The sequence below is a fragment of the Streptomyces sp. NBC_00286 genome, from assembly GCF_036173125.1.
In the GTDB taxonomy this organism is placed as follows: Bacteria; Actinomycetota; Actinomycetes; order Streptomycetales; family Streptomycetaceae; genus Streptomyces.
The window spans coordinates 9,347,243-9,372,407 of record NZ_CP108054.1 but is presented as its reverse complement, the minus strand read 5'-3'; the positions used below and the strand labels follow the sequence as shown (position 1 = coordinate 9,372,407).

Annotated in this window: 22 protein-coding genes and 1 pseudogene; 15 read left to right on the top strand and 8 right to left on the bottom strand. The window is 70.0% G+C overall.

Annotated elements, in window-relative coordinates; translation table 11 throughout:
* Positions 1-36 precede the first annotated feature (36 nt).
* Entirely contained in the window at positions 37-699 is a 663-nt protein-coding gene (locus OHT21_RS42290) for a hypothetical protein (protein ID WP_328773541.1), read from the bottom strand.
* A gap of 458 nt (positions 700-1,157) precedes the next feature.
* Here OHT21_RS42290 and OHT21_RS42285 point away from each other — a divergent pair, with 458 nt between their 5' ends.
* From OHT21_RS42285 to OHT21_RS42235, 11 genes and pseudogenes are all read left to right on the top strand, one after another.
* On the top strand, positions 1,158-2,660 hold the full coding sequence (locus tag OHT21_RS42285) for an ABC transporter substrate-binding protein (protein ID WP_328773540.1): 1,503 nt from the start codon (positions 1,158-1,160) through the stop codon (positions 2,658-2,660).
* 15 nt (positions 2,661-2,675) lie between these two features.
* Positions 2,676-3,602 (top strand): ABC transporter permease, encoded by a 927-nt coding sequence (locus tag OHT21_RS42280; protein ID WP_328773539.1) that lies wholly within the window; start codon positions 2,676-2,678, stop codon positions 3,600-3,602.
* Positions 3,603-3,616: 14 nt separating this feature from the next.
* Positions 3,617-4,528 (top strand): annotated as a pseudogene (locus tag OHT21_RS42275) (ABC transporter permease); the annotation flags it as partial.
* 351 nt (positions 4,529-4,879) lie between these two features.
* Positions 4,880-5,965 carry an ABC transporter ATP-binding protein gene (locus tag OHT21_RS42270; RefSeq protein WP_443050699.1) on the top strand — a complete coding sequence of 362 codons (1,086 nt, stop codon included), beginning with the start codon at positions 4,880-4,882 and terminating at the stop codon, positions 5,963-5,965.
* Positions 5,958-6,983 carry an ABC transporter ATP-binding protein gene (locus tag OHT21_RS42265; RefSeq protein ID WP_328773538.1) on the top strand — a complete coding sequence of 342 codons (1,026 nt, stop codon included), beginning with the start codon at positions 5,958-5,960 and terminating at the stop codon, positions 6,981-6,983. Before OHT21_RS42270 ends, OHT21_RS42265 begins: the two co-directional genes overlap by 8 nt.
* 264 nt (positions 6,984-7,247) lie before the next feature.
* Entirely contained in the window at positions 7,248-8,429 is a 1,182-nt protein-coding gene (locus OHT21_RS42260; RefSeq protein WP_328773537.1) for a S1 family peptidase, read from the top strand.
* 201 nt (positions 8,430-8,630) lie between these two features.
* Positions 8,631-10,307: an FAD-dependent oxidoreductase gene (locus OHT21_RS42255; RefSeq protein WP_328773536.1), complete on the top strand. Its 1,677-nt coding sequence runs from the start codon at positions 8,631-8,633 to the stop codon at positions 10,305-10,307.
* Positions 10,304-11,824 carry an ATP-binding protein gene (locus OHT21_RS42250; RefSeq protein WP_328773535.1) on the top strand — a complete coding sequence of 507 codons (1,521 nt, stop codon included), beginning with the start codon at positions 10,304-10,306 and terminating at the stop codon, positions 11,822-11,824. The genes OHT21_RS42255 and OHT21_RS42250 overlap by 4 nt, the downstream gene beginning before the upstream one ends.
* On the top strand, positions 11,821-12,171 hold the full coding sequence (locus OHT21_RS42245; protein WP_328773534.1) for a UBP-type zinc finger domain-containing protein: 351 nt from the start codon (positions 11,821-11,823) through the stop codon (positions 12,169-12,171). Before OHT21_RS42250 ends, OHT21_RS42245 begins: the two co-directional genes overlap by 4 nt.
* A 20-nt stretch (positions 12,172-12,191) precedes the next feature.
* The gene (locus tag OHT21_RS42240; RefSeq protein ID WP_328773533.1) at positions 12,192-14,054 is read left to right on the top strand and encodes a glycoside hydrolase family 15 protein; all 1,863 of its coding nucleotides are present in this window, start codon (positions 12,192-12,194) and stop codon (positions 14,052-14,054) included.
* A 56-nt stretch (positions 14,055-14,110) separates the two neighbouring features.
* Entirely contained in the window at positions 14,111-17,098 is a 2,988-nt protein-coding gene (locus OHT21_RS42235; RefSeq protein ID WP_328773532.1) for a helix-turn-helix transcriptional regulator, read from the top strand.
* 38 nt (positions 17,099-17,136) lie between these two features.
* Here the strand turns inward: OHT21_RS42235 and OHT21_RS42230 are convergent, their stop codons facing one another.
* Both OHT21_RS42230 and OHT21_RS42225 read right to left on the bottom strand, forming a co-directional pair.
* Positions 17,137-17,748, bottom strand: coding sequence for a DUF6624 domain-containing protein (locus tag OHT21_RS42230; RefSeq protein WP_328773531.1), 612 nt, complete (start codon positions 17,746-17,748; stop codon positions 17,137-17,139).
* Complete coding sequence (locus OHT21_RS42225) at positions 17,745-18,008, bottom strand: hypothetical protein (RefSeq protein ID WP_328773530.1); 264 nt, start codon at positions 18,006-18,008, stop codon at positions 17,745-17,747. Before OHT21_RS42225 ends, OHT21_RS42230 begins: the two co-directional genes overlap by 4 nt.
* A gap of 297 nt (positions 18,009-18,305) precedes the next feature.
* On the opposite strand from OHT21_RS42225, the gene OHT21_RS42220 reads away from it, so the two are divergent.
* From OHT21_RS42220 to OHT21_RS42205, 4 genes are all read left to right on the top strand, one after another.
* Positions 18,306-19,133 (top strand): helix-turn-helix domain-containing protein, encoded by an 828-nt coding sequence (locus OHT21_RS42220; protein ID WP_328774432.1) that lies wholly within the window; start codon positions 18,306-18,308, stop codon positions 19,131-19,133.
* Entirely contained in the window at positions 19,130-19,375 is a 246-nt protein-coding gene (locus tag OHT21_RS42215) for a DUF397 domain-containing protein (protein ID WP_328773529.1), read from the top strand. The genes OHT21_RS42220 and OHT21_RS42215 overlap by 4 nt, the downstream gene beginning before the upstream one ends.
* Before the next feature lie 86 nt (positions 19,376-19,461).
* A complete protein-coding gene (locus OHT21_RS42210) occupies positions 19,462-20,004 on the top strand; it encodes a hypothetical protein (protein WP_328773528.1) in 543 nt (180 codons plus the stop codon).
* A gap of 34 nt (positions 20,005-20,038) precedes the next feature.
* On the top strand, positions 20,039-20,848 hold the full coding sequence (locus tag OHT21_RS42205) for an SAM-dependent methyltransferase (protein ID WP_328773527.1): 810 nt from the start codon (positions 20,039-20,041) through the stop codon (positions 20,846-20,848).
* A 20-nt stretch (positions 20,849-20,868) separates the two neighbouring features.
* On the opposite strand, the gene OHT21_RS42200 is transcribed toward OHT21_RS42205, so the two are convergent.
* From OHT21_RS42200 to OHT21_RS42180, 5 genes are all read right to left on the bottom strand, one after another.
* Positions 20,869-21,639 (bottom strand): BBE domain-containing protein, encoded by a 771-nt coding sequence (locus tag OHT21_RS42200; RefSeq protein WP_328773526.1) that lies wholly within the window; start codon positions 21,637-21,639, stop codon positions 20,869-20,871.
* Positions 21,636-21,902 (bottom strand): ATP-binding protein, encoded by a 267-nt coding sequence (locus tag OHT21_RS42195; protein ID WP_328773525.1) that lies wholly within the window; start codon positions 21,900-21,902, stop codon positions 21,636-21,638. Before OHT21_RS42195 ends, OHT21_RS42200 begins: the two co-directional genes overlap by 4 nt.
* A gap of 148 nt (positions 21,903-22,050) precedes the next feature.
* Entirely contained in the window at positions 22,051-22,833 is a 783-nt protein-coding gene (locus OHT21_RS42190) for a pectate lyase (RefSeq protein WP_328773524.1), read from the bottom strand.
* 91 nt (positions 22,834-22,924) lie between these two features.
* Positions 22,925-23,905 (bottom strand): pectate lyase family protein, encoded by a 981-nt coding sequence (locus OHT21_RS42185; protein ID WP_328773523.1) that lies wholly within the window; start codon positions 23,903-23,905, stop codon positions 22,925-22,927.
* 288 nt (positions 23,906-24,193) lie between these two features.
* The gene (locus OHT21_RS42180; protein ID WP_328773522.1) at positions 24,194-25,072 is read right to left on the bottom strand and encodes a peptidoglycan-binding domain-containing protein; all 879 of its coding nucleotides are present in this window, start codon (positions 25,070-25,072) and stop codon (positions 24,194-24,196) included.
* Positions 25,073-25,165: the final 93 nt, after the last annotated feature.

The following is a 25,165-nucleotide window of genomic DNA, read 5'->3' as shown; positions in this document are numbered from 1 at the left end:
CACGGCACGGCTGGGCACGGCAGCGCTGACGAACCGTCATGACCCAGTTACGGCCCGGCCTCCCGCCGAAGGCGCCACCGTGTAGAAGAGCTTCTTCCACGCCCCGGATCTGGTCAGGGCCAGTCCCAGCGGCTCCAGAGCGGCATTGAGCCTGTCGAGGCGGGCGCGCAGGGCCGCACGGTTCAGGGGCTGTTCGGCGGTGCCGAGCAGTCGGCTCAGATCGTGGCAGCACCACGGTCTTGGGTCGCTGAGCAGCAGGCGCAGAAGCAGTCTCTGCGAACCGTGGCGGGGAAGCATCGAGGCCGGCGGGGAGCACTGACCGTGGGGTACGGGCGGCGCCGAGGCCAGAGAGCGCCGCTCCGTCGCCAGTCGTGCGGCCAGTTCCTGGACCGGCATGCTGCGGGTCAGGACGTTGTCGGCTCCGGCGTCGAGGAGATCGGCGGCGTCGGTGCCCGGCGGTACGAGGACGATCACGGGCGCCAGTCGGCGCAGCAGGCCGATGCGTTGTTCGAGGCCGGGTCTCCACCGCTCGTCCGGTACGTCGAGGATCGCGAGCGACCGGGGTTCGGTCAGCAGCTCTTCGTAGGCGTGGTGCGAACCCCACAGGTGGACGAGCGGAGGCAGTAATCGCGCCCCGCGCAGGGCGCGCAGGAGGGGTCCGCTACGGGATCGGTCGAGAGAGACATTGACGTAGGTCATGTTGGTTCTCGCTCAGCGGGCAGGTGGTCTCGGAGTGCCTTGGTGAGGCCGGCGGCGATCTCGGCGGCGGCGTCGGCATCCGCAAGGCAACGTTGTCAGTGCGCAGGGAGGTGCGTCCGCGTCTGTGGACACGCAGAGACTGCCATGCCCGAGTCAACATCCGAACAGGATTCGATCGGGCATGTCCGGACGTGGCGTACTTGTTACAAGGACACCCCAGCGTTCACAGCCAACAGACCCCTGAGAAACGCCTGTTCGCCGACGAGTTCAGTCTCTTTCCGCCACATGTCTTGACGCGTTCGGCGCGGTCGACCTCATAATGGCGCGTCCACATATCTAAACGTCGTTTCTTCTTGTGGACACAGCGCGAACAGCACGGAGGATCAGTGACCGGTCCAGGCTTATTACGTACGCGTTCGGCGGCTCGTTCTCGCCGGGGGCGGGCGGCGGGTGCGTTCATGTCCGTATGCGTGCTGCTGCTCGCCGCCTCGGGGTGTTCGGTGGCGGGTGCCGACCCCATCGGTGAAGGCCCGGACACGTTGCGTGTCGTCCTGCCCGAGGAGCCGCCGACCCTCGAGCCCTGCGATGCCTCGCTCACCGCGACGGGACGGGTGACGCGGGCCAACATCACGGAGGCGCTGACCGAGCGCGAGCCGTCCACCGGGCAACTGGAACAGGCGCTGGCCACCAAGTGGACCCGTACCTCGGCCACTTCATGGACTTTCACGCTGCGCGAGGGCGTCACCTTCCATGACGGCACACCGTTCACGGCCGAAGCAGCCGCGTTCTCGATCAAGCGCGCCACGGACTCGGACATCGACTGCAACGTCGACGGCTATATCTTCACCGACAGCGAGGTCACGGCAACTCCCGTCGATGACACGACACTTGAGGTCAAGACGGCGAAGCCGGACCCGATCCTTCCGCTGCGCCTGTCCTTCGTCGAGATCGTGCCGACGAACACGAACCCGAGTGCCAGGGTGCGCGAGCCGGTCGGCACCGGCCCGTACCGGGTCGACGAATGGAGCCAGGGCCGCTTCCTTCGCCTGAAGCGCTACCCCGGCTACTGGGGCAAGGCCCCCGAGTACGCCGCGGCGAAGTACGTATGGCGGGCGGAGGGCAGCGTACGCGCGGCCATGGTCACCAACGACGAGGCGGATGTCGCGATCGGGCTCGCTCCCGAGGACGGCGCGGGCGACCGGGCGGTGGAGTTCGCCACCAACGAGGTCTCGTTCCTGCGAATGGACGCCGACAGGCCACCGCTCGACGACATCCGGATCCGCCGGGCCATCAACTACGCCATCGACCGCGAAGGCCTGGTCACGGCGGTCTTCGCGGGCCGACCGAGCGGCCAGCTCGTCGCGAAGGGCGTCACCGGACACAACCCCCGGGTGCGGCCATGGCCGTACGACCCGGAGCGCGCGAAGAAACTCGTGGCCGAGGCCCGCGCCGACGGAGTCCCGACCGACCGGACCATCACGATCATCGGCCGCAACGCGATCTACCCGAAGGCCGCCGAGGCGATGGAGGTCGTCCAGGACGGTCTACTCAAGGCCGGGCTGAAGGTCGAGATCAAGATGCTCGACGTCAACGCCTGGCTGGAGTACCTGCTGCGGCCCTTCCCCAAGGACATCGGTCCCACCCTCCTCCAGGCGCAGCACGGCAACCAGGCGGGGGACGCCGCGTTCACGATGGGGCAGATCTACGGCAGCAAGGGCGCGCAGAGCAGTTACGGCACCCCGGAGCTGGACGCGTTGATCGACGAGGCCCAGCTCGCCGGGGGCGAGGCGAGGCAGAAGGCGTTCGCGGACACCTTCGCGTACCAGAACGACGAGGTCGTACGGGACGCCGTCATGGCCAACATGACCGGCATCATGGCCCTTTCCCCGAACGTCCGTTACGAGCCCGACTCGGCCACCAATGACGAGATGCGGCTCGCCGACATGCACCGTACGGACTGAGGGAGGGGCACGCCCATGCTCACCATGCTGCGCCGTCGCGCGGTCTCCAGCGTGATCCCCTTGCTGGTCGTGGTTCTCGGGGTGTTCTTCCTCGCTCGCCTCACCGGGGACCCCGCCAATCTGTATCTGCCGCTCAGCGCGACGCCCGAGCAGCGGGCCGAGTTCGCGGCCCGCAACGGGCTCGACGACCCTCTGGTCGCCCAGTTCGGCGACTACCTCGGCCAGGTCTTCCACCTGGACTTCGGTGAATCGCTGCGCACCGCTCAGCCGGCGGGTGAGGCGGTGCTGCGGGCCTTCCCCGCCACGCTTCAGCTGGCCGGCTGGACGATGCTGCTCGCCATCCTGGGCGCCGTGGTGATCGGCAGCCTGGCGGCGTACCGGCCCAACTCGGCGACCGACCGGTTCGCGAGCTTCCTCTCCTCCACGGCCGCCAGCGTCCCCGACTTCTGGTTCGCGATCATGGGCGTGCTGGTGTTCGCGGTGACGCTCGGCTGGCTGCCGACCTCCGGCACGAGCGGCGCGGCGGCGTGGGTGCTGCCCGTGGTGACGCTGCTGATCCGCCCGTTCGGGGTGCTGGTGCAGGTGGTACGCGGCGCCATGGTCTCCGCGCTGTCCGCCCCGTACGTCAAGGTGGCTCGCAGCAAGGGCGCGAGCGAGCCGCGGGTGGTCTTCGGGCACGCCCTGCGCAATGCGGCGGCACCGGCGCTCACCGTCGCGGGCGACCTCGCCGTCGGGCTGGTCAACGGGGCCGTCGTCGTCGAGACGATCTTCGGCTGGCCCGGCATCGGCAAGCTCATGATCGACTCGGTGCTGCAGCGCGACTTCGCGGTCCTGCAGGCCGCAGTGCTGCTGACCGCGCTGGTGATCTTCGCGCTCAACATCCTGGTGGACATCTGTCACGCGCTCCTCGACCCACGGGTCCGGCAGCAGGCGGCGGCGTGAGTCAAGGAGGTGACATGCTCCCGAAGGACGACGTGCTCCGGATGGACGCGGACAAGGGGCAGGACAGGGACAAGGGTGCGGAGAGTGGTCCGGGTTCCGGGACCGGCCGCGTGGCGGGGTTATGGAGGAAATGGCCGGCTCTGCTGCTCCAGGACCGGTTCGCCTTCGCGGCGGCGCTGGTTCTACTGCTGGTCGCGCTGTGCGCCGTACTGGGCCCGCTCCTGATCGGGGACCTGGCGACGCGTCAGAACCTGCGTGACCCCGGCCGGTCACCGTTCAGCCTCGATGACGGCTGGGCGTACGTACTCGGCAGCGACTCCCTCGGCCGCCCTGTCGCCGCGCGGCTGATCGCCGCGGCCGGGACGACCTTGTCGGTGGCCGTACCCGCTGTTGTGTGTTCCCTCGTCGTCGGCTCGGTGTGGGGCATGTGGGCGGGTTTTCACGGGGGTTGGCGCGAGAACGTGTCCCTGCGGATCGCCGATGTGATCCTCAGCTTCCCCTCGCTGCTGCTGGCCGTGGTCGTGTTGTACGTGTTCTCGCCGAGCGCCGCGAACATCGTGCTGGTTCTGGCCGTCGCCCGGATCCCCGTATATCTGCGCACAGCGCGCGCCGAGGCCGCCGAACTCCGCAGCCGGCTGTTCATCGACGCGGCCCGCACCTTCGGCACCAGCGGCTGGGCCACCATCCGGCGCCATGTCGCACCCAGCGTGCTGCCCACGCTGCTCACCGTCGCCGCCCTCGACTTCTGCTTCGTGATGCTGACCGAGTCCTCGCTGAGCTTCCTGGGGATCGGCATCCAGCCGCCGGACGTGAGCTGGGGTCTGATGGTGGCCCAGGGCCGCCAGGAGTTGCAGAGCTCCTGGTGGATCGCGGTCTTCCCCGGCCTGGCCATCGTCATCACGACGGTCTCGGCAACCATCCTCGCCGCCTGGGCCCGCCTCGCCACCGACCCGGGGCAACGGTGGCGGCGGGGGCTGCGGGTTGGAGGACGGCGCCTGCGGCGTCCTCGCCCGGCTCCCGTCGGCGGCACGGGTACGCGGCCCGGTCCGGGGGTCGAGCACGGCGCGACCGCGCCGGGGACGACAGACGAACCGATCCCGGCTGTCCCGGGGACGACAGACGCAGCGACCCCGGCCCTCCCGGGGACGAGGGCCGAACCGACCCTCGCCACCACAGGGGCAACGGGCCAACCGGCGCCGACCGCCCCGCCGACAGGAACCGAACCGACCCCCGCCCCGCCAGGAACGGAAGTCGAGCCGACCTCGGCCGTGCCGGGGATGAGGGCAGAACCGGCCCTCGCCTCTCCGGGGACGACGGCCGAATCGGTCCCCACCCCCGAAGTGGCAAAGGCTGAATCCACCGTCGGTGCCGTGCCGCCCTCAACTCAACCCGCCACCCTGGCCGTTGACGACCTGTCGGTCGACATCCGCACCTCCGCCGGGCCCATCCCCGTCGTGCACGGCGTGAGTTTCGCCGTGCGCTCCGGCGAGACGCTGGCCCTCCTGGGCGAGTCCGGGTGCGGCAAGAGCATGACCGCGCACGCGGTCGCGGGGCTGCTCGATCCGGCCGCAGAAGTCGTGGGTGGGCAGGTGCGGTTGGAGGGTGAGGACGTGCTCGCGCTGGGCGCGCGGGCGCGGCGTCGGCTCGCCGGGCCGGGGCTCGCCATCGTCTTTCAGGACGCGCTCAGCGCACTCAACCCCGTTCACACCGTCGGCGCGCAACTCGCGGAACCGTTCCGTATCCACGAGCGGCTGTCGCGGCGCGCCGCGCGAGCCAAAGCCGTCGAGCTCATGGAACGCGTCGGCATCCCGGAGGCACGGTCGCGCGCGGACGCGTACCCGCACCAGTTCTCCGGAGGCATGCGCCAGCGACTGCTGATCGCGATGGCCGTCGCGCTGCGGCCGAAGGTGCTGCTCGCCGACGAGCCGACGACGGCGTTGGACGTCACCGTGCAGGCCCAGATCATGGACCTCCTGCAGGAGTTGCGCAGCGAGCAGCAGATGGCTCTGGTCCTCATCACGCACGACCTCGGGCTCGTGGCCGAGCACGCGGACCGGGTCGCCGTCATGTACGCGGGTACGGTCGTGGAGACCGGACCGGTGGCCGAAGTGTTCGCCAAGCCCAACCACCCTTACACCCGAGGCCTGTTGGAGTCGGTACCGGCCGAGCAGCACAAGGGCTCTCGGCTGAGCTCCATCCCCGGAGGCCCGCCCGACCCACGCGCCGTGCCCTCCGGCTGCGCCTTCCGTACGCGCTGTCCGATGGCCCGCGACCTGTGCGCCACCCACCGGCCCACGCTGTCCGCAACCGGAGCCGACCGCGCCGCCGCCTGCCACTTCGGGAAGGAGCTGGCCGATGCCTGAGTCCGGGACACTGCTGGAGGCCACCGGCCTGGCCAAGAGCTTCAGGGTGCCGCGCACCGCGAAGGGCAGCACCAGACTGCGCGCGGTCGACGGGGTGGACCTCACCCTGGGGCGCGGTGAGACCCTCGGCCTCGTCGGCGAGTCCGGCTGCGGCAAGTCCACGCTGGCCAGGATGCTGCTGATGCTGGAGCGTCCCGACGAGGGCACCGTGCGTTTCGAGGGCGTGGACCCGTTCTCGTTGTCGGGTGCGGAGCTGCTCGCCTGGCGCCGCAAGGTGCAGATGGTCTTCCAGGACCCGTTCGGCTCGCTCAACCCCCGCCTGTGCGCGGCGGATCTGATCGGCGAGCCCTGGCACACCCACCGCGACCTCGTGCCTGCCCCGAAGCGTGCGGCGCGCGTCGCCGAGTTGCTGGAGATGGTCGGGCTGCGCGCGTCCGACGCACGCCGCTACCCACAGGAGTTCTCCGGAGGCCAACGGCAGCGGATCGGGATCGCCCGCGCCCTGGCACTGGAGCCCGAGGTCATCGTCTGCGACGAGCCGGTCTCCGCACTGGACCTGTCGGTACAGGCCCAGGTGCTCAACCTCCTGGGCGATCTGCGGGACGAGTTGGGCCTGTCGTACGTGTTCATCTCGCACGACCTGTCCGTGGTGCGCCACGTCGCCGACCGCGTCGCCGTGATGTATCTGGGCAGGATCGTGGAGACGGGCCCGGCGGAGGAGGTCTTTGAGCAGCCGCGCCACCCTTATACGGCTGCGCTGTTGTCGGCGGCCCCATCCCCGGTGACCGGGGGCAAGGCGAAGAGGCAGCGCATCCTGCTCAGCGGCGAGATCCCGTCACCGGCCGACCCACCGTCCGGGTGCCGGTTCAGGACCCGGTGCTGGCGCGCGGAGGACGTATGCGCCGAGCTCGTTCCGACGCCGACGCCGACGCCCGCGGCACCGGACCATACGGCGGCCTGCCACTTCCCCCTGGAGGAGGCCGCGCTCACGGGAGATCACCGGGCGAGCGCCTCCTGAGCCGTGATATCGGTCCGGTCCGCCAAAGACCGCTCCGGAGTCCGGCCCACTGAAGACTTCTCCGGAGTCGGGCCCCCTGAGGGCCGGTGCGGACGACCGGCAAGCCGCCAACTCGCCCCGCACGCCCACTCGTTCACCCGTCACGTCATTGGTGTGGACCTGCCCATGATCACCGGTTAGGCTCTGCCCCGGCACGCACCGAGAGCGCTCTCACCGTTCTGCTGTTCCACCCCCACCTTGCTGGAACAACGAAGGGCTACTGCCTTGAGACGCACCACAGTCATGCGTACCGGCCTGGCCACACTCCTCCTGCTCGGCACCTGGGCCGGCGCGGGCACCATGCCCGCCTCCGCCGACGATGCCTCCGACCCCTCCGGAGCCGTCCGCTCCTCCGAAACCCCGGCCTCCCCCGCCCTCCTCTCCGCCATGCAACGCGACCTGGGCCTGACCAAGTCCCAGGCCAAGGCACGGCTGGCCGACGAGAAGGCGGCGGCAGCCGTCGAAACGAAGGCACGGCGAGCAGCGGGAGCGGCCTACGGAGGCTCCTGGTTCGACGCCGAGAGCGGCAAGTTGACCGTCGCCGTGACGGCCGCCGCCCCCGACGCCACCGTCGACGCCGTACGAGAGAGCGGCGCGAACGTCCGTACCGTCACCGTCAAGCACAGCGCCCGACAGCTCGACGCGGTCAAGACGCGTATCGACAAGCTGCCCGCGCCGGACGGCGTCAGCGGCTGGCATGTCGATCCCAGGACCAGCGCGGTCGTCGTGAACGTCGTCGGCGCACAGCGTGCCGACAACGATGTCCAAGAGTTCGTCGAGCGAGCCCGCGCCGCAGGTCCCGTCACCGTCGAAGAGACCGCCGAGGCACCCCGGACCTTTGCCGCCGGTACGGTCGGCGGCGACCCCTACTACACCGGCAACGTCCGCTGCTCCATAGGCTTTTCGGTGCACGGCGGCTTCGTCACCGCCGGGCACTGCGGCGGGGTCGGAGCCGGCGTCAGCGGCTGGGACCGGTCGCACATCGGCAACTTCCAGGGGTCGTCGTTCCCGGAGAACGACTACGCCTGGGTCAACGTCGGCAGCGGCTGGTGGACGGTGCCCGTCGTGCTCGGCTGGGGCACCGTCCCCGACCAGCTCGTCCGCGGCTCCGCCGAGGCACCCGTCGGCGCCTCCATCTGCCGGTCGGGGTCGACCACGCACTGGCACTGCGGCACCGTGCTCGGCAAGAACGAAACCGTCAACTACAGCCAGGGCGCGGTCCACCAGATGACCAGGACGAGCGTCTGCGCCGAACCGGGCGACTCCGGCGGCTCGTACATCAGCGGCGACCAGGCCCAGGGGGTCACCTCCGGTGGTTCGGGCAACTGCACCAGCGGCGGCACGACCTGGTACCAGCCGGTGAACGAGATCCTCAACCGTTACGGCCTCACCCTGCACACGGCCTGATCGCGCGCACGCCCCGACCCAGCGCACCACGGTCGACGGGCTCCGTCACCGAGCCGGTGACGGAGCCCGGAGCCCGGAGTCGGGCGATACGCCCCGGTTCTGGAGCAGTCCGCGGCGATCGAACATACGATGGGCCCGTGGCGTCGGCCGGTGCTGCGGTCAGGCCGCGCCGGGACGCCGACCGCTCGGGGTGGGAGACGTATGGCGCAGGGCACCGACGCAAACCGGACCGTCATCCTGACCGTGGACGACGACCCGGGGGTCTCGCGTGCCGTGGCCCGCGACCTGCGGCGGCGTTACGGCGAGTCGTACCGCATCGTGCGCGCCGAGTCCGGGGAGAGCGCTCTGGACGCCTTGCGCGAGCTGAAGCTGCGCGGTGATCTCGTGGCGGTGCTCCTGGCGGACTACCGCATGCCGCAGATGAACGGGATCGAGTTCCTGGAGCAGGCCCTGGACGTGTACCCGAGCGCGCGGCGGGTGCTGCTGACGGCGTACGCGGACACGAACGCGGCCATCGACGCGATCAACGTCGTCGACCTCGACCACTACCTCCTCAAGCCCTGGGACCCGCCGGAGGAGAAGCTCTACCCCGTCCTGGACGACCTCCTGGACGCCTGGCGGGCCAGCGATCACCGGGCGGTGCCGATCACCAAGGTCGTCGGGCACCGCTGGTCGGCGCGTTCGTCGGGGGTACGGGAGTTCCTGGCGCGGAACCAGGTGCCGTACCGCTGGTACTCGTGCGACGAGCCGGAGGGCCGGCGGCTGCTGGCCGCCGCCGGGCAGGACGAGCAGCGGCTGCCGCTGGTGGTCACCGCGGACGGCACCGCGCTGGTCGAGCCCGAGGATCCGGAGCTGGCCGACCGCGTGGGTCTTGCCACGACGCCGACGGCGGACTTCTACGACCTCGTCGTCATCGGCGGCGGCCCGGCCGGGCTCGGCGCGGCCGTGTACGGCGCCTCGGAGGGGCTGCGGACCGTGCTCGTGGAGCGGACGGCCACCGGCGGACAGGCGGGACAGAGCTCACGTATCGAGAACTATCTCGGCTTCCCGGACGGCGTGTCCGGCTCCCAGCTCACCGACCGGGCCCGGCGTCAGGCGGCGAAGTTCGGGGCCGAGATCCTGACCGCGCGCGAAGTGACCGGCCTCGAGGTCAACGGCGCGGCGCGCACCGTGCGATTCTCCGACGGCTCCGCGGTCGCCGCGCACTGCGTGATCCTGGCGACCGGCGTGACATACCGGCAGCTGGCGGCGCCCGGAGTGGACGACCTGACCGGTTGTGGGGTGTTCTACGGCTCGGCGCTGACGGAGGCCGCCGCCTGCCAGGGACACGATGTGTACATCGTCGGTGGCGCCAACTCCGCCGGGCAGGCCGCCATGCATCTGGCCAAGGGCGCCAAGTCGGTCACGCTGCTGGTCCGCGGCGGGTCCCTGGCCGACTCGATGTCGCACTACCTGGTCCAGCAGATCGCGGACGCTCCGAACATCTCGGTGCGTACGGGCACGGTCGTCGAGGCGGCCCACGGCTCGGACCATCTGGAGCAGCTCACCCTGCGCGACGTCGAGAGCGGGCGCACCGAACTCGTCGACGCGCAATGGATGTTCGTGTTCATCGGCGCGGCCCCGCTCACCGGCTGGCTGGACGGCACGGTACTCAGGGACAACCGCGGGTTCATCGTCGCCGGGCCCGACCTGACCGCCGACGGCCGGCCACCGGCGGGCTGGGAGCTGGACCGGCCGCCGTACCACCTGGAGACCAATGTGCCCGGGGTGTTCGTGGCGGGCGACGCGCGCGCCGAGTCCGCCAAGCGTGTCGCCTCCGCCGTCGGAGAGGGAGCCATGGCCGTGATGCTCGTCCACCGGTATCTGGAGCAGTCGTGAGCGGGCAGCCGATGCCGTGCGACGCGGCGGAGCTCGGCACGCTGTTCCTGTTCGAGAAGCTGGACGCCGATCAGCTGGCGCGGCTGTGCCGGGAGGGCCGGGTGGAGAAGTTCGAACCCGGCTATGTGTACCGGGAGGGCGAGCCGGCCACCTGCTTCTTCGTACTCCTCGAAGGCACGCTGGTGATGTCCCGGCGGGTCGGCGCCGACGACGTGGAGATCAACCGCACGTCCCAGCGCGGGGTGTACGCGGGCGCCATGCAGGCCTATCTGGCGATGCCGGATCGGGCCCACTACAAGGGCTCCCTGCGGGTCACCGAACCCTCGCGGTTCTTCGTCCTGCCCGCCGAGACGTTCGCCGCGATCCTGCAGGACTGGTTCCCCATGGCCGTACATCTGCTGGAGGGGATGTTCTTCGGCAGCCAGAACACGCAGCGGACGATCAACCAGCGTGAGCGGCTGCTGGCGCTCGGCTCGCTGTCCGCGGGGCTGACGCACGAGCTCAACAATCCGGCGGCGGCCGCGGTGCGGGCCACCTCGACGCTGCGGGACCGGGTCGCGCACATGCGGCACAAGCTCGGGATCATCGCCTCGGGCCCGTACCACCGTGAGGCGTTGAAGACGCTGATCGACATCCAGGAGAGCACGGCCGAACGGGTCGCCAAGGCACCCGCCCTCAGCCCCCTCGAAGCCTCCGACCGCGAGGACGCGCTCTCCGACTGGCTCGACGACCACGGCATCGACGGCGGCTGGCAGATCGCCCCGACGTTCGTGCAAGCCGGGCTCGACACCGACTGGCTGGAGCGGGTCGCGGCGGCCGTGGACCCGGAGATGCTGCAGGGGGCCGTGGGCTGGCTCAACTACACCGTCGAGACCGAGCTCCTCATGAACGAGATCGAGGACTCCACGACCCGTGTCTCGAACCTCGTGAACGCGGCCAAGCAGTACTCCCAGCTCGACCGGGCGCCCTACCAGGTCTGCGACGTGCACGAACTCCTCGACAGCACGCTGCTGATGCTGTCGGGGAAGTTCGGCTCGCGGATCACGGTCGTCAAGGAGTACGACCGTACGCTGCCGAAGATTCCCACGTACCCCGGCGAGCTCAACCAGGTGTGGACGAACATCATCGACAACGCGGTCTCCGCGATGAACGGCACCGGTGGCGAAGGCACGTTGACCGTGCGGACGGCCCTGGAGCGGGAGCAGTTGCTCGTCGAGTTCCGCGATACGGGACCGGGGGTGCCGGAGGAGATCCGCGGCCGCATCTTCGATCCGTTCTTCACGACGAAGCCCGTGGGCGAGGGCACCGGTCTCGGTCTGGACATCTCCTGGCGCATCGTGGTGAACAAGCACCACGGGCACCTGGAGGTGCACTCCGTGCCTGGCGACACCCGTTTCCGGGTCTTCCTTCCGCTGACGGCCGCGGATCCCGAACCCGCTGCCGTCGATCCCGGGACCCCTGCCGTGGATTCCGAGGCCTCTGCCGCGGATTTCGAGACCCCTCAGGAGGCGTCATGACCACACCGGCCGGAATCGACCCCGGCGCTGTGCCGAGCGGCACCGGATGCCTCGAGTGCGGTGAAGTCGGCGGCTGGTGGGTCCATCTGCGGCGGTGCGCCCAGTGCGGCCACATCGGCTGCTGCGACAGCTCCCCCGCCAAGCACGCCACGGCCCACTTCCGGAGTGCGGGCCATCCCATCATCCGCAGCTTCGAACCGGGTGAGAGCTGGTTCTGGAACTACGAGACTTCCGAACTGTACGAGTCCGGCCCCGAACTCGCTCCCCCGGTCAGCCGCCCTCCGGACCAGCCCTCGCCCGGGCCCGTCGGCCGGGTTCCGGCGAACTGGGCGGACACGCTGCGCTGATCAGGAGAAAGGCCGCAGGGATGATCGATCCGCCAGATCCGCAACAGGCGCACACGTACCCGGGATCGGACGGGTCCGCCGGTTACCTGCCCATCGCCGAGCACGGGCTGATCGGCGATCTGCGTACCGTCGCGCTGGTGGGTACCGACGGCACGATCGACTGGTACTGCTGTCCGTCCTTCGACGCTCCGAGTGTTTTCGGATCGATTCTCGACGCGGATCGCGGCGGGTCCTTCGAGCTGGCCGCCGCCGTGCCGGCGTCGACGAAGCAGTTCTACTTCCCGGACACCAATGTGCTCATCACCCGCTTCCTCACCGAGGACGGCGTGGGCGAGGTGCAGGACTTCATGCCGGTCGCCGACGAGACGACCGCGGCGGCCGAGGCCGACCGGCACCGGCTGATCCGGCGGGTGGTCTGCGTACGGGGGTCCATCCCGTTCCGCGCCCGGATCGCACCGCGGTTCGGTTACGGGGCGCAGCCGCACAGCCTGCGGCAGCTCGATGACGCGACGCTGTTCGAGTCCGCCGATCTCTCGCTGGCGCTGACCGCCACCGTTCCGGTCGAGTGCGACGACCTCGACGTGACCGCGGAGTTCAAGCTCGGCCAGGGCGAGTCCGCGGTGTTCGCGCTCGACCGGGTCGACGGCGCTGTCGAGGCGCGCGGCTGCCCGCACTTCGAGGCGGAGGAGCAGTTCGCCGCCACGGTGGCGTTCTGGCGGCGCTGGCTGTCCGCCTCTCAATACCGCGGCCGGTGGCGGGAGATGGTGCACCGTTCCGCGTTGACCCTCAAGCTGCTCACGTACGCCCCGACCGGCGCGATGGTGGCCGCGCCGACGACCAGCCTGCCCGAGCAGATCGGCGGCGAGCGCAACTGGGACTACCGGTATCTGTGGGTCCGGGACGCCGCCTTCTGCGTCTACGCACTGCTGCGGCTCGGCTTCAGCAGCGAGGCGAAGGCGTTCATGGACTTCCTGACCGAGCGCGTCGACCACAACGGCGGCGGGCCCTCGGGTCCCCTGCAGATCATGTACGGCATCGACGGGCGCACCGAGCTGCCCGAGCGCGAGCTGCCCCACCTGGAGGGACACCGCGGCTCCTCCCCCGTACGCGTCGGCAACGGCGCGGCCGGCCAGCTGCAACTCGACATCTACGGAGCCCTCATCGACTCGGTCTACCTCTACGACAAGTGGGGGCAGCCAATCCACAGCGACCACTGGGACGCGGCCTGCGCCCTGGTCGACTGGGTCTGCGAGCACTGGGACCAGCCCGACGAGGGCGTCTGGGAGACTCGGGGCGGGCGCAGGAAGTTCCTGTACTCCCGCCTGATGTGCTGGGTGGCCATCGAACGCGCCATGCGGATCGCCCGCCGCCGCGGTCTGCCCGCCGAGCTGACCCGCTGGGGGCAGGTCCGCGACACGATCTACCGGCGGATCATGGACAAGGGCTGGTCCCCGGCCCGGCAGGCGTTCGTCCAGCATGAGGACGACCATGTGCTCGACGCCTCGGTGCTGATGATGCCGCTGGCGAAGTTCGTCTCCCCCAGCGACCCGAAGTGGCTCTCCACCCTGGACGCGCTCACCGCCGACCTGGTGTCCGACTCGCTCGTCTACCGCTACGACCCCCGGGTCAGCCCGGACGGTCTGCGCGGCGAGGAGGGCACCTTCTCCATCTGCTCCTTCTGGTACGTCGAGGCCCTCACCCGGGCCGGCCGGCTGGACGAGGCCCGGCTGACCTTCGAGAAGATGCTCACCTACGCCAATCACCTCGGCCTGTACGCGGAGGAGATCAGCCACACCGGCGAGCAGCAGGGCAACTTCCCGCAGGCTTTCACCCACCTCGCCCTGATCAGCGCCGCGTTCAACCTCGATCGGGCGCTGGGCTGAACGGCTGGGCTGAATATTCGCCGGGCCGTGTCAGTGGCGCGTGCCAGGATGGTTTCGTGCCGACCACCGCATTCACCACGCCGTTCATCGGCCGCGAGGACGAACTCGCCCGCCTGACCCGGGTATTGGAGCATGCCCGGGCAGGTGAGGCGCGTGCCGTGCTGGTGGCCGGGGACGCCGGTGTGGGCAAGACGCGCGTGCTGGCCGAGGCCGCAGGGCACGCGGTGGAGAGCGGCACGACCGTGCTCACGGGACACTGCGTCGACCTCGGTGACGTCGGCCTGCCGTATCTGCCGTTCACCGAGGTCCTCGGCGTGCTCGCCGCCGACGACCGGTTCTCCGCCACCCTGGCAAAGCATCCCGTGGTCGGCCGACTGCTCGGCGACGGCGGCGGTGCCGTACGGGACGCGGGCAGCCGGCTGCAGCTGTTCGAGGACATGGCCGCTCTGCTGGCCGACCTCTCCGAGGTCACGGCCCTGCTGCTGGTCCTCGAGGACCTGCACTGGGCCGACCAGTCCTCCCGCGACCTGCTGCGTTTCCTGCTGAGCCGGGGCATTCTCCAGCGGCCGGCGGGCGGCTCCCCCGCCCACCGACTGGCGATCTTCGCCTCGTACCGGGTCGACGATCTGCACCGCCGCCACCCGCTGCGCCCCCTGCTGGCCGAGCTGGTGCGGCTGCCCGCCGTCAGCCGTCTCGAGCTGCGGCCGATGCCCGATGCCGAGGTGGCCCGGCTGGTACGCGCCCAGCGGGCCGCTCCGCTGCCGGAGGCCACCGTCCGCCGTATCGTCGAGCGCGCCGAGGGCAACGCCTTCTACGCGGAGGAGCTGCTCGCCGCCACCGCCGACACCCTGCCCGGCCCCGGCGGATCCGATCCGGCGTCCGCCGTGCCCAGCGGCCTCGCCGACGTCCTCCTCATCCGCTTCGAGCAACTGGCCGCCACCGCCCAGCAGGTACTGCGCACGGCGGCAGTCGCCGGGCGCCGCGTCGAGCACGAGCTGCTGCGCGACGCCGTCGGCCTGCCGGAACAGGAGCTGGAGTCGGCGCTGCGCGAGGCCGTCGGCCGGCAGCTCCTCGTGCCCGGCGAGGACGACACGTACTCCTTCCGGCACGCACTCATCCGCGAGGCCGTCTACGCCGATCTGTTGCCGGGCGAGCGGGTGCGGCTGCACCGCGAGTTCGCCCGGCTGCTGGCCGCGCGGGGCCACAAGCCCGAGAGTGCGGCGGAGCGCGCCCACCACTCCCGTGAGAGCCACGACCTGGCCGACGCGCTCGCGGCCTCCCTCGAGGCAGCCGACCACGCCGCGCGAATCGGCGCGCCCGCCGAGGAACTCCGCCACCTCGAAGCCGCCCTCGACCTGTGGCCGGCGGTGCCCCGCTCCGCACTGCCGGACGGCGCAGACGACACGGTGGCGCTCACCCTGCGCGCCTCGGCCGCGGCAGCGCACGCCGGCGAGACCCACCGTGCGGTCGCGCTCACCCGTTCCGCGCTCGCCCGTGTCGGCTCGCACACAGACGCCGAACTCGCCGTCCGCGTCCGGTACACACTCGCGGGCAATCTGATACGGGCCGACAGCCTCAAAGCGGCGTTCAGGTACAGCAGCGAGGCGCTCGACCTGATCTCCGCGGAGCCCGAGTCGCCGACCTGGGTGTGGGCCGCGGCCACCCATGTCAAGGCGGCGTTTCAAGTGGGCGAGTACGAGGTCGGCCGCCAGGTCGCGCGCCAGTCCCTGCGCGTCGCCGAGGAACTCGGCGTGGCCGACGCGCAGGCCGATCTGCTGATCTCCCTGACCAGTCTCGAAACACACAACCGCCGCACTCCGGAAGGACGTTCCCGGCTACGGGAGGCACGGGAGCTGGCCCGTCAGGCCGGCAGCGTCCCCGTCGAGATGCGTGCGCTCTTCAATCTCGCCATCGGGTCCTACGAATCCGGCGACCCCGACGAGTGCCTCACCTGGCTCTCCGACGGACTCGGGCGCGCGGAGCGCACCGGGCTCCACTACTCGCCGTACGCACTGGAGATGCTCTACCTGCGCACCGTGGTGCTCTACACCGTGGGCCGCTGGGACGAATGCGTGCAATCGGCGGCCACAGAAGCCGAACGGCTGCCGACGGCGAGCGGTTTCGCGATCGGTCCCGCGCTGCACGTGGCTCTGGCCCGCGGCGAACGGACGGCCGCCGAGCGGGCCCGCGCCCTCCTCGACGGACCGTTCGACTGGATGGCCACCCTCGTCGCGGGCGTCGTGCTCACCGACGCCGCGGCCCTGCGAGGTGAGCCGGAAGAGGCCGTCGAGCGGGTGCGTACGACGCTCGAAGCGCTGACCGACGAATCCGGCGCGGAGCGGCCCGATGTCGCCGTCCGGCTCGCGGCCCTCGCCCTGTCCGCCGTCGCGGACACGGCGGTTCAGCTGCGGCTGACCGGCGACGAAGCGGCCGCTCTCCGCTGGACGGACACGGCCACGGAGCTGGTGGAGCTGGCCCGGGCCACGGCTACCAAAGGCGAGGACGGTGAACGGCAGGGCCCGGAGGGTCTGGCCTGGCTCGCCCGCGCGGAGGCGGAATGGGCCCGGGCCACCAGCGGGCCGGATGTCGAAGCCTGGGAGAAGGCCGTCGCCGCGTTCGGCTACGGGGACGTCTACGAGCGGGCCCGCTGCCAACTCCGCCTCGCGGAGGCGTTGGTGGCGGCCGACCGCCGCGAAGAGGCCGCCGAGCGGGCGCGCGCCGCACGGGACACGGCCGACCGGCTCGGCGCCGTGCCGCTGCGCGACAGTGTGGACGCACTCATCCGGCGGGGCCGCCTCGCGGAGACCCCACCCACGGCGGCCGGGATTCCTGCGCTGACCGCCCGCGAGAACGACGTCCTACGGCTCCTCGCCCTCGGCCGCACCAACCGCCAGATCGGCGAGGAGCTGTTCATCAGCGGCAAGACGGCGAGCGTCCATGTCTCCAACATCCTCGCCAAGTTGGGCGCCGCCAGCCGCACCGAGGCCGTGGCCCTCGCCTACCGCGAAGGCCTGATCGAGCCGGGGGCAACCACGTCCGGCTGAGGGGTCGGGGCCGTCGGAACCTGGAAATGGCCGCCGACTCATGCCCCGTGACGCAGCATTCGCATCTGCTCTTCCAGCGGGGCCAGACCGACGTCCCGGCGGCGCTCGTCGAGGGTGTCCGGGCAGCGGGTCGGGTACGGGCGGAACGTCGCCGGGTTGATGCGCGTGCCGTAGTACTGCGGCTGGCCCAGTTCGACGGCGCAGTGGTCGGCGATGTAGGCGTGATGCAGCGCGGGGCAGCGGCCGTCCGCCGTGGCCTGGGCGATCAGATCGCGGCAGCCGAGCTGGAAGTCGAGCTCCGGGGCGTGCAGCAGGATCATCAGGGCCGCCGTCGAGGCCTGAGCGCCCACCAGGTCGGCGGTCGGCCAGCCGTGCCGGCGGACGATCGCCTTGAGCGCCTCGGCGTTGTCCCTGCGGCAGTCGAGGATGCTGCGGCGCAGGCCGGGCGTGCGATTGCGCTGCGCCTGCCGCATGAGCCGCTGTTCCTCCTCCGCCCTGCGGACGAGCTCGCAGGCGAGGGCGGAGGCCAGCGCGGGAAGCACCTGCGTGCCCGGGTCCTGGGGTGCCTCGTGCGTGAGGGCGGTGTGTTCCTCGTGCTCCTCGTGTGGCGCGTCCTGGGTCAAGTGCCTTGAAGCACCGATGCCGTTCATGAGGGCTCCCGAAGCGTCAGCGTGAACCACACGCTCTTGGAGGCACGCGACGGCTGGGCCGTGACCACGGTGCGCAGATGGCCGGCAGGCTCGCCGACCGCGACCGGGACGACCTCCTCAAGCCGTACCCGGCGGCTCGGTTCACCGACCCGGAGCGCGACAGACGCGTACGAACTGCCACCCTCCAAAACGGCGGCGGCCAGCACCTTTTCGGCCCTCGCGGGGCCCTTGGCCGGACTCCTTGATTGTCCGTCGGTCACGGTGGCCATCCCGGTCTCGCATCACGGTGCGCGGCATCCCGTACCTGCCGGGCGATCAACTCCCGTGCGACCGGGCACGGTTGACCGCCGTCGCCGCTGACTGTGCGACAGGTCACTCCGCCACTATGACGGCCTCCACACACAACTCGCAACACGCGTTCTGATAATTTCAGAACTATCCGCATCGCCCTGTCTCTGTCAGCGGCGACGTGACACACTGCTCGCTGTGACGGCCGTTCCGGGAGGGTGGACGTGAGCGACAACCGCTCTGGCGGCAACGCGCCGACAGTCCTGCGGATGGTCCTCGGCAAGCGGCTCCGGCAACTGCGGGAGCAGGCCGGGGTGTCGTTCGAGGACGCGGCACGGGCCATCGAGGTGACCCCTCTGACGGTCCGGCGGATAGAAAAGGCCGAGGTCGGCCTACGTATCCCGTACGTAAAGGAGTTGCTGCGCACCTACGGGGTTCCGGCGGAGGAGATCGACGACTTCCTCAATCTGGCCAGGGAGGCCAACCAGCCCGGCTGGTGGTACAAGTACCGCGACGTACTGCCCGAGTGGTTCAGCGCCTACGTGAGCCTGGAGAGCGAAGCCAGCGTCATCCGCCTCTACGAACCCCACTACGTCCCGGGCCTGTTGCAGACCCACGACTACTCCACCGCCCTGATGCGGGTGGGGTTCCCCAACGAGTCGAAGGAGGACATAGAGCGCCGGGTCACCCTGCGCCTCAAGCGCCAGGACCTGCTCGCCAAGCCGGAGTCACCCGCCATCTGGGCCATCCTGGAGGAGTCGGTGCTGCGCCGCCCGGTGGGTGGACGCCAGGTGATGCAGGCGCAGATCGACCGGCTGGAGGAGGCGCTGGACCTGCCGAAGGTCCGGATCCAGATCATCGGCCTCGACGCGGGAGCACATCCCGGCGCTTACGGCCCGTTCCACTACTTCCGTTTCGGTTTCTCCGAGCTTCCCGACGTCGTCTACACCGAAAGCCTCGCCGGCGCGGTCTATGTCGATCAGCCCGCCGACGTCGTCACGTATCTCGAAGTTATGGACCGGATGTCCGTGCAGGCGGAACCGGTCGCTCGAACCAGGGACATCCTGGGCAAATTGCGCAAGGAGTTGGACGAATGAACGCCAAGGACCCCATCTACAGCGGCATGCCGGCCACCGACCTGGGCACCGAGGGCTGGCACAAGCCCTGGAGCGGCACGAACGGCGGGAGCTGCGTCGAGGCCAAGCGGCTGCCCGACGGCAGCGTCGCCGTCCGCCAGTCCACCGACCCCGAGGGTCCCGCGCTGATCTACACCCGGGACGAGATGCTGACGTTCCTGGAGGGCGCGAAGTCCGGCAAGGCGGACTTCCTCGTCGCCTGAGGCACCACGGGAAAACCCGCACGCGGACTCCCCTCGTGCGGGTCGCCCGGTCACACTGAGGAAGTCGGTCGCCCGGAGGGAGTGGTATGCACACGCTCCATCACGCCGTCGCCCACTGCCGAACGCTGGTCGTCGATGGCCCTGACGGCATCTGCAGGAGCGGTCTGCTCACCGAACTCGCCCGCCACGGATTCCTCATCCGCCGCGCAGAGGCACAGCCGCACCATGTGGACCCCTGCCGCCCGTACCGTGAACTCCTCGCCGCACCGGGCCTGTTGGCCGTCGACGGCAGCATCATCCACGAACTCGTCTACGGGCCGATGCGCCGGGGCCAGTCCCGGGTGACCTGGATCCAGGCCCTGGATTTCGCCGAGGCGATCGCCGAACGCGACGGGGCCTTAGTGCATCTGACGCTGACTCATGGACAGACGGCGCCTCAGAAACAGCAGAACGCGGAGAACACAGAAGGCGCCCGTGCGGTCAGCGCGTACGAACGCGCGTTCCACACTCTCGCCCAGCACGTCCCCGTCATCACCGTGGACGTCGGGGGCCTCGGCCCTCCGATCCGTGCGCCTGACTCGTCCCCTTTTCAACTGGGGCAATTCACAGGGAAGTTGACGGTAGGTTGAGCACAGACCCGTGACGCACGGCAGGAGAATTCTGATGGCAGAAGCCCAGTCCCATCCCGACCAGGACGCCCTGTCCAAGATCGACACCACGGTGCCGCATTCGGCCCGGATCTGGAACTACTGGATGGGCGGCAAGGACAACTACGAGGTCGACCGGGTGGCGGGCGACGCGTACCGCGAGACCGCGCCGAACATCGAGACCATGGCCCGCGCCTCCCGTGACTATCTGATCCGCACGGTGACCTTGGTGGCCGGCGAGCTCGGCATCCGCCAGTTCCTGGACATCGGCACGGGCCTGCCCTCGTACGACAACACCCACCAGGTAGCCCAGCGCGTGGCACCCGAGTCCCGCATCGTCTACGTGGACAACGACCCGCTGGTGCTCCGGCACGCCCAGGCCCTGCTGACCAGCACTCCCGAGGGCGTCACCAACTACATCGACGCGGATCTGCACGAGCCCGAGAAGATCATCGCGCAGGCGGGCGAGATCCTGGACTTCACCAAGCCCGTCGCCCTGATGCTCATGGGCATCCTCGGCCACATCCAGGACTACGAGGAGGCCAAGTCGATCGTCCGCCGCCTCCAGGCCGCACTCCCCTCGGGCAGTTACTTCGTGCACTACGACAGCACCGACACCGACGCCGCCCTCAAGGAGGCCCAGGAGGGCTACGACGACACGGGCGCCATCCCGTACGTACTGCGCAGCCCCGAGCAGATCTCCGCGTACTACGAGGGTCTCGAACTGCTGGAGCCCGGCATCGTCTCCTGCCCGCTGTGGCGCCCGGAGCCCGGGACGTCGCCCGAGCCCACGGACGTCTACGGAGGCGTGGCCCGCAAGCCGTGATGCGGCACGCTGACTGATCGTCAGCCCTCGGCCGGCTGGATGTTCTGGTTGAGCCGGAACAGGTTCTCCGGATCACGGTCGGCCTTCACGCGGGCCAGGCAGGCGTAGTTGTCGCGGTAGCTCGCGCGTACGCGTTCCTGGCCCTCGTCCATCATCATGTTGACGTAGGCGCCGCCCGCCGAGAACGGGTGCAGGGCGTCGAAGTAGTCGACCGTCCATTGTTTGATGGCCTCGGCATTGGCCGGGTCGGAGTCCACGCCCGCGTAGACGGATGCCCAGCGTGCGTCGCGGTAGCTCCAGGCGGTGTCCGTCGGTGCGAGGTCGTGGACGGCGCCGTCGATCGGGTACAGGTGCATCGTCGACTTCCAGGTCGGCAGTTCGGCGCCGAACTTGGCGTGCGGGCCGATCGCGTCGCCGGGGATGTCGTTGACGAAGTCCGCGCGCCAGTACCACTGGTCGCCGGGCGGGTAGAGGCCGTCGAACGCCGACTGGATCGCGGGGTGCGGCATCGGCGCGGGGGCGTGCAGCAGGGGCGTGGGCAGTGCGTCGAGCAACGGTGCCATGACCCGTGCCGCCGCGTCCGTGTCCTCGCCCGCGTAGTACCAGACGACGCCGGCGATCTTGCGCAGGTGCAGTTCCTCGGGGAACGGCGGGGCCGGCGGGACGGAGCCGAAGAGGAAGAAGGCGTTGAGGTCGCGGGGCGCGTGCGGGATGAAGTCCCGGTAGGCGGTGAGGACTTCGGCGCCGAGTTCGACGGGCCAGAAGGTTGGCCCGGCGACGACCGTACTCACCTCGTGCAGGCGGAACAGGAACGAGGTGACGACGCCGAAGTTTCCGCCGCCGCGGATCGCCCAGTACAGGTCGGTGTTGGCGCATCAGGCGCAGACGCCGTGGCAGCCCGCGGCACACTCGGCATGGCCTTCACCAGGCTCGACTTGCCGATACCGGCCTCTCCGAAGACGAGCGCCACCGAACCGGCTCCGTCCGCCGTGTCCCGCGCGGCGGCGGCCAGTCGCTCCAACTCGTGGCCTCTCTCGAGGACCCCCCGATCCACGGTGCGATTCTGGCACGTATACGGGCGTTCAGGACCGCACGCGTACGTATCTCCTGGCCCGCTCACGCGAGGGCGGCCGTACGAAGCGCCGTGCGGGGGCGCTTCGTACGGCCGCCGTCACCGTGGCAGGGCTACCTGCCAGCCGGGCCTACCTGTAGGTGATGTCCGAGTTGCTGTACTTGCAGTTCGTGCTGTCGGGGCCCGTTCCGACGGCGGAGTTGTTGTTGTACTTCTGGCAGGGGATGACCTTGCGGCTGCCATCGTTGAGGATCGTGATGCCGCGCAGGGTCGCCACGTCATTGCGGTTGACGTTGATGCCGACCAGGCGGGCGGTGGATCCGGTGCCGGTCACCTCGATGTTGCTGAGGTTGACCTTGCGGGTGTGCTGCGTGGAGCAGTCTCCGCACGAGCGGTACAGGGTCTTGAACTCCTGGACGGCGAAGTTGGAGATGTTCACCGTGCCGGGCCCGTTGTGCTGGAAGACCTTGTCGGCGGCCTTCTTGGCGCCACCGCCGATCACGTTGTACGTCGAGCCGCCGCGGAAGGTGGCGGCGTCCTCGCCGACGTCCGCCCACCACACGTTCTGCAGGGTGCAGTTGCCCTCGCAGTGGATGCCGTCGGCGCCGGGCGCGCCGATGATGACGTTCTTCAGCGTCGCGCCGGGCGCGAGCTTGAAGATCGGGTCCTGGCCCTCTTCCTGGCCGTCGCCGGCCAGGTCACCGGTGCCGTAGAACTGCTTCATCCCGTAGTCCTTGGTGCCGGACACGGAGATGGTGGAGGAGGTTCCCTGGCTGCCGTTGGGGGTCGGCCACGTGGCGGCGGCCGCCGGGGAGGCGCCGGTGGTCATGATCATGCCAACAGCTAAGCCGAGTGCGGCCAGCGCGCCGGTCGCCGCGCGCCCGTGAGCGCGCGATCGTGTCGCAGAAGTCATGTCCCGATTCCTTCTGTCGTGGTGAGGGGTTGAGTGTGGTGCGGGGTTGGGTGCGAGGTGTTGCGGTGCCGGGCTGCCGTGGCGCGAGGCGTCAGAGCTTTCCGGCGCCCGCCCCGGACGTCACCGAGGCGACGACGGACGACGCGGGCTCGGCGGTGTAGCCGTAGGGCGGACTGGTGAAGCTGCCGACCCGCGAGATCTCGGTGGCGGCTCCACCGAGGTCGTTGCCGCGCAGGTTGGCGTATCCGTCGACGTCGCTGCTGCGGTTCGTGGTGACCGCGATCTTCGTCGAGCGGAAGACGTTGTTCTCGACGAGCATCTGGGCGCCCATGCGCGAGTGGCAGGCGGTGTCGGCGCCGGACACGTAGTTGTTGTAGAAGTGCCCGGTGCCGAAGCGCAGGCTGGGGATGCGCGAGTAGACGTTGTTGAAGTGGTTGTGGTGGTACGTCACCTTCAAGTGGCCGGTGTCTTCTGAGGCGTTGTTGTCGCTGTGGCCGACGAGGGAGCCCTTGAAGTGGTCCTTGAAGGTGTTCCAGGACACCGTCACATGGTCGGAGCCGTGGTTGATGTCCAGCAGACCGTCGTAGTAGTCCTTGTCGTGATCGCGGTCCGCCGAGAAGGAGTTGTGGTCGATCCACACCTTCGTAGACTCCTGGACGGTGATCCCGTCCGAGGGCTTGAGCGGCTTGCTGATGTTGAGGTTCCGGACGACGACGTTTGTCGCCTCCTTGATTCGCAGCCCGCCACCGGTGAACCCGGACGACGAACCGACGCCCAGCACTGTGGTGTTGGAGCCGATGTCGACCTGACCGCTCAACGAGATCAGGCCGTTGACCCGGACCACCTTCGCCGATCCGCCCGCGACGGCCGTCTTGAACGCGGCCAGGCTCGACACGGTCACCGCGCTCGCGTTGCCGCCGCCGGTGGTGCCGGCACCGAAGCCGATGGGGGCGGTCTCGGCGGCGCCGGCCGACTGGGGAAGGGCGAGCACGGTGACGGTCGCCAGGGTGGCCGCGGCTGCCGCGGCCAGGGTGGATCTGTGCACTCGGGTACGTGGGGGACGAGTACGCATGCGGGTGCGTCCCTTCAGGAGAACCTGGGATCATGTATGTGACTTTTGTTCACTGATCTGATCGCTACACACAGACAGAGGCCCACCCGATGCGTGGGGCATAGGGCTCTGGAATGTGTAGTTCCGCAGGTGGTACGGACCATGGCGCGGCTATCTCATATACGAGATACCTGATACCAGGTCACTGTTCTGAACGGACCGTAGAGGGTAAGCGCTTTCTGGTCAACGGTTCCGGCAGAAAGAGTTCCGGAGGACCTGGGAGCGATCCCACACGTGTCGACGTGCAGGCTAGGAAGCGGTGCGGGACTCGAGGTCGCGGCGGGTGTCGTTGCCGTAGACGCCGGTCTCGTCGCCGCGGATGCCGTACCAGAGCTGGAATCGGGCGACGGCCTCGGTGAGCGTGGCGTCGTACTCGCCGCTGGTCGCGCCGTCCTGGTACACGTTCGGGATCTTCCGCAGCCGTTCCTGGAGTTCGGTCACTTCGGGGCCGGTGGCGCCCTGGCGGAGTACGCCGGGGCCGTCCGGGTCGGCCGCCGCGGGCGGAGCGGCGGGCGCGGAGGCGGAAGGGGCCGGGGGCTGCTTGGCCTGCGATTCGGTGCTGCCCCTGTCCCAGGTGAGCAGCAGTGCGGCGGAGAAGCCCGCCAAGGCGATCGCTACAGCGGCGACGGCGAGCGCCGCACGACGCAACCATGGCGTGCGCCCGTCCCCCGCCCGAGGTTTGCGTCGCGGTCCCGGGCGCTCCTCGTTCATGACGGGCGGCAGTTCCTGGGTGTCGTCCTCGGTCGTCCAGGCAAGCGCGTTGGGTCCGGGTGTCCAGGCGGGTTGGGTGCCCTCGGTCGCCGAAGGAGAGTGGGGGGACTCGGCGGCCGGAGGGAGCGGCGCGGTCTCAGCCGCCGAAGGAGGCGGGGCGGTCTCAGCCGCCGGAGGGAACGGAGCAGTCTCGGCCGCCGAAGGCGGCGGGCCGGCTTCCGTCACCGGAGGGAGCGGGGCCGTCTCGGCCGCCGACAAGGCGGTGGCTTCGTGCCGCTCCTCGCGTCGCTCGCGCTCCACCGCGTCGACCAGCCGCACGAGTTCCGACAGGGCGCCTGGTCGGCGGCGGGGCAGGACGTTGGTGGGCTCGAGCGCCGGGCGGCTCGGCTGCGGTTCGGGGTCGTACGGTGTCGACACGCTGCTCTCCTACCGGTCGTACTGGGGATTGATACGCGTCATCGCGCCCGGAGGTTCAACGCCCGTGCCAGTCCATGGAGGGAGGCCGGTGAG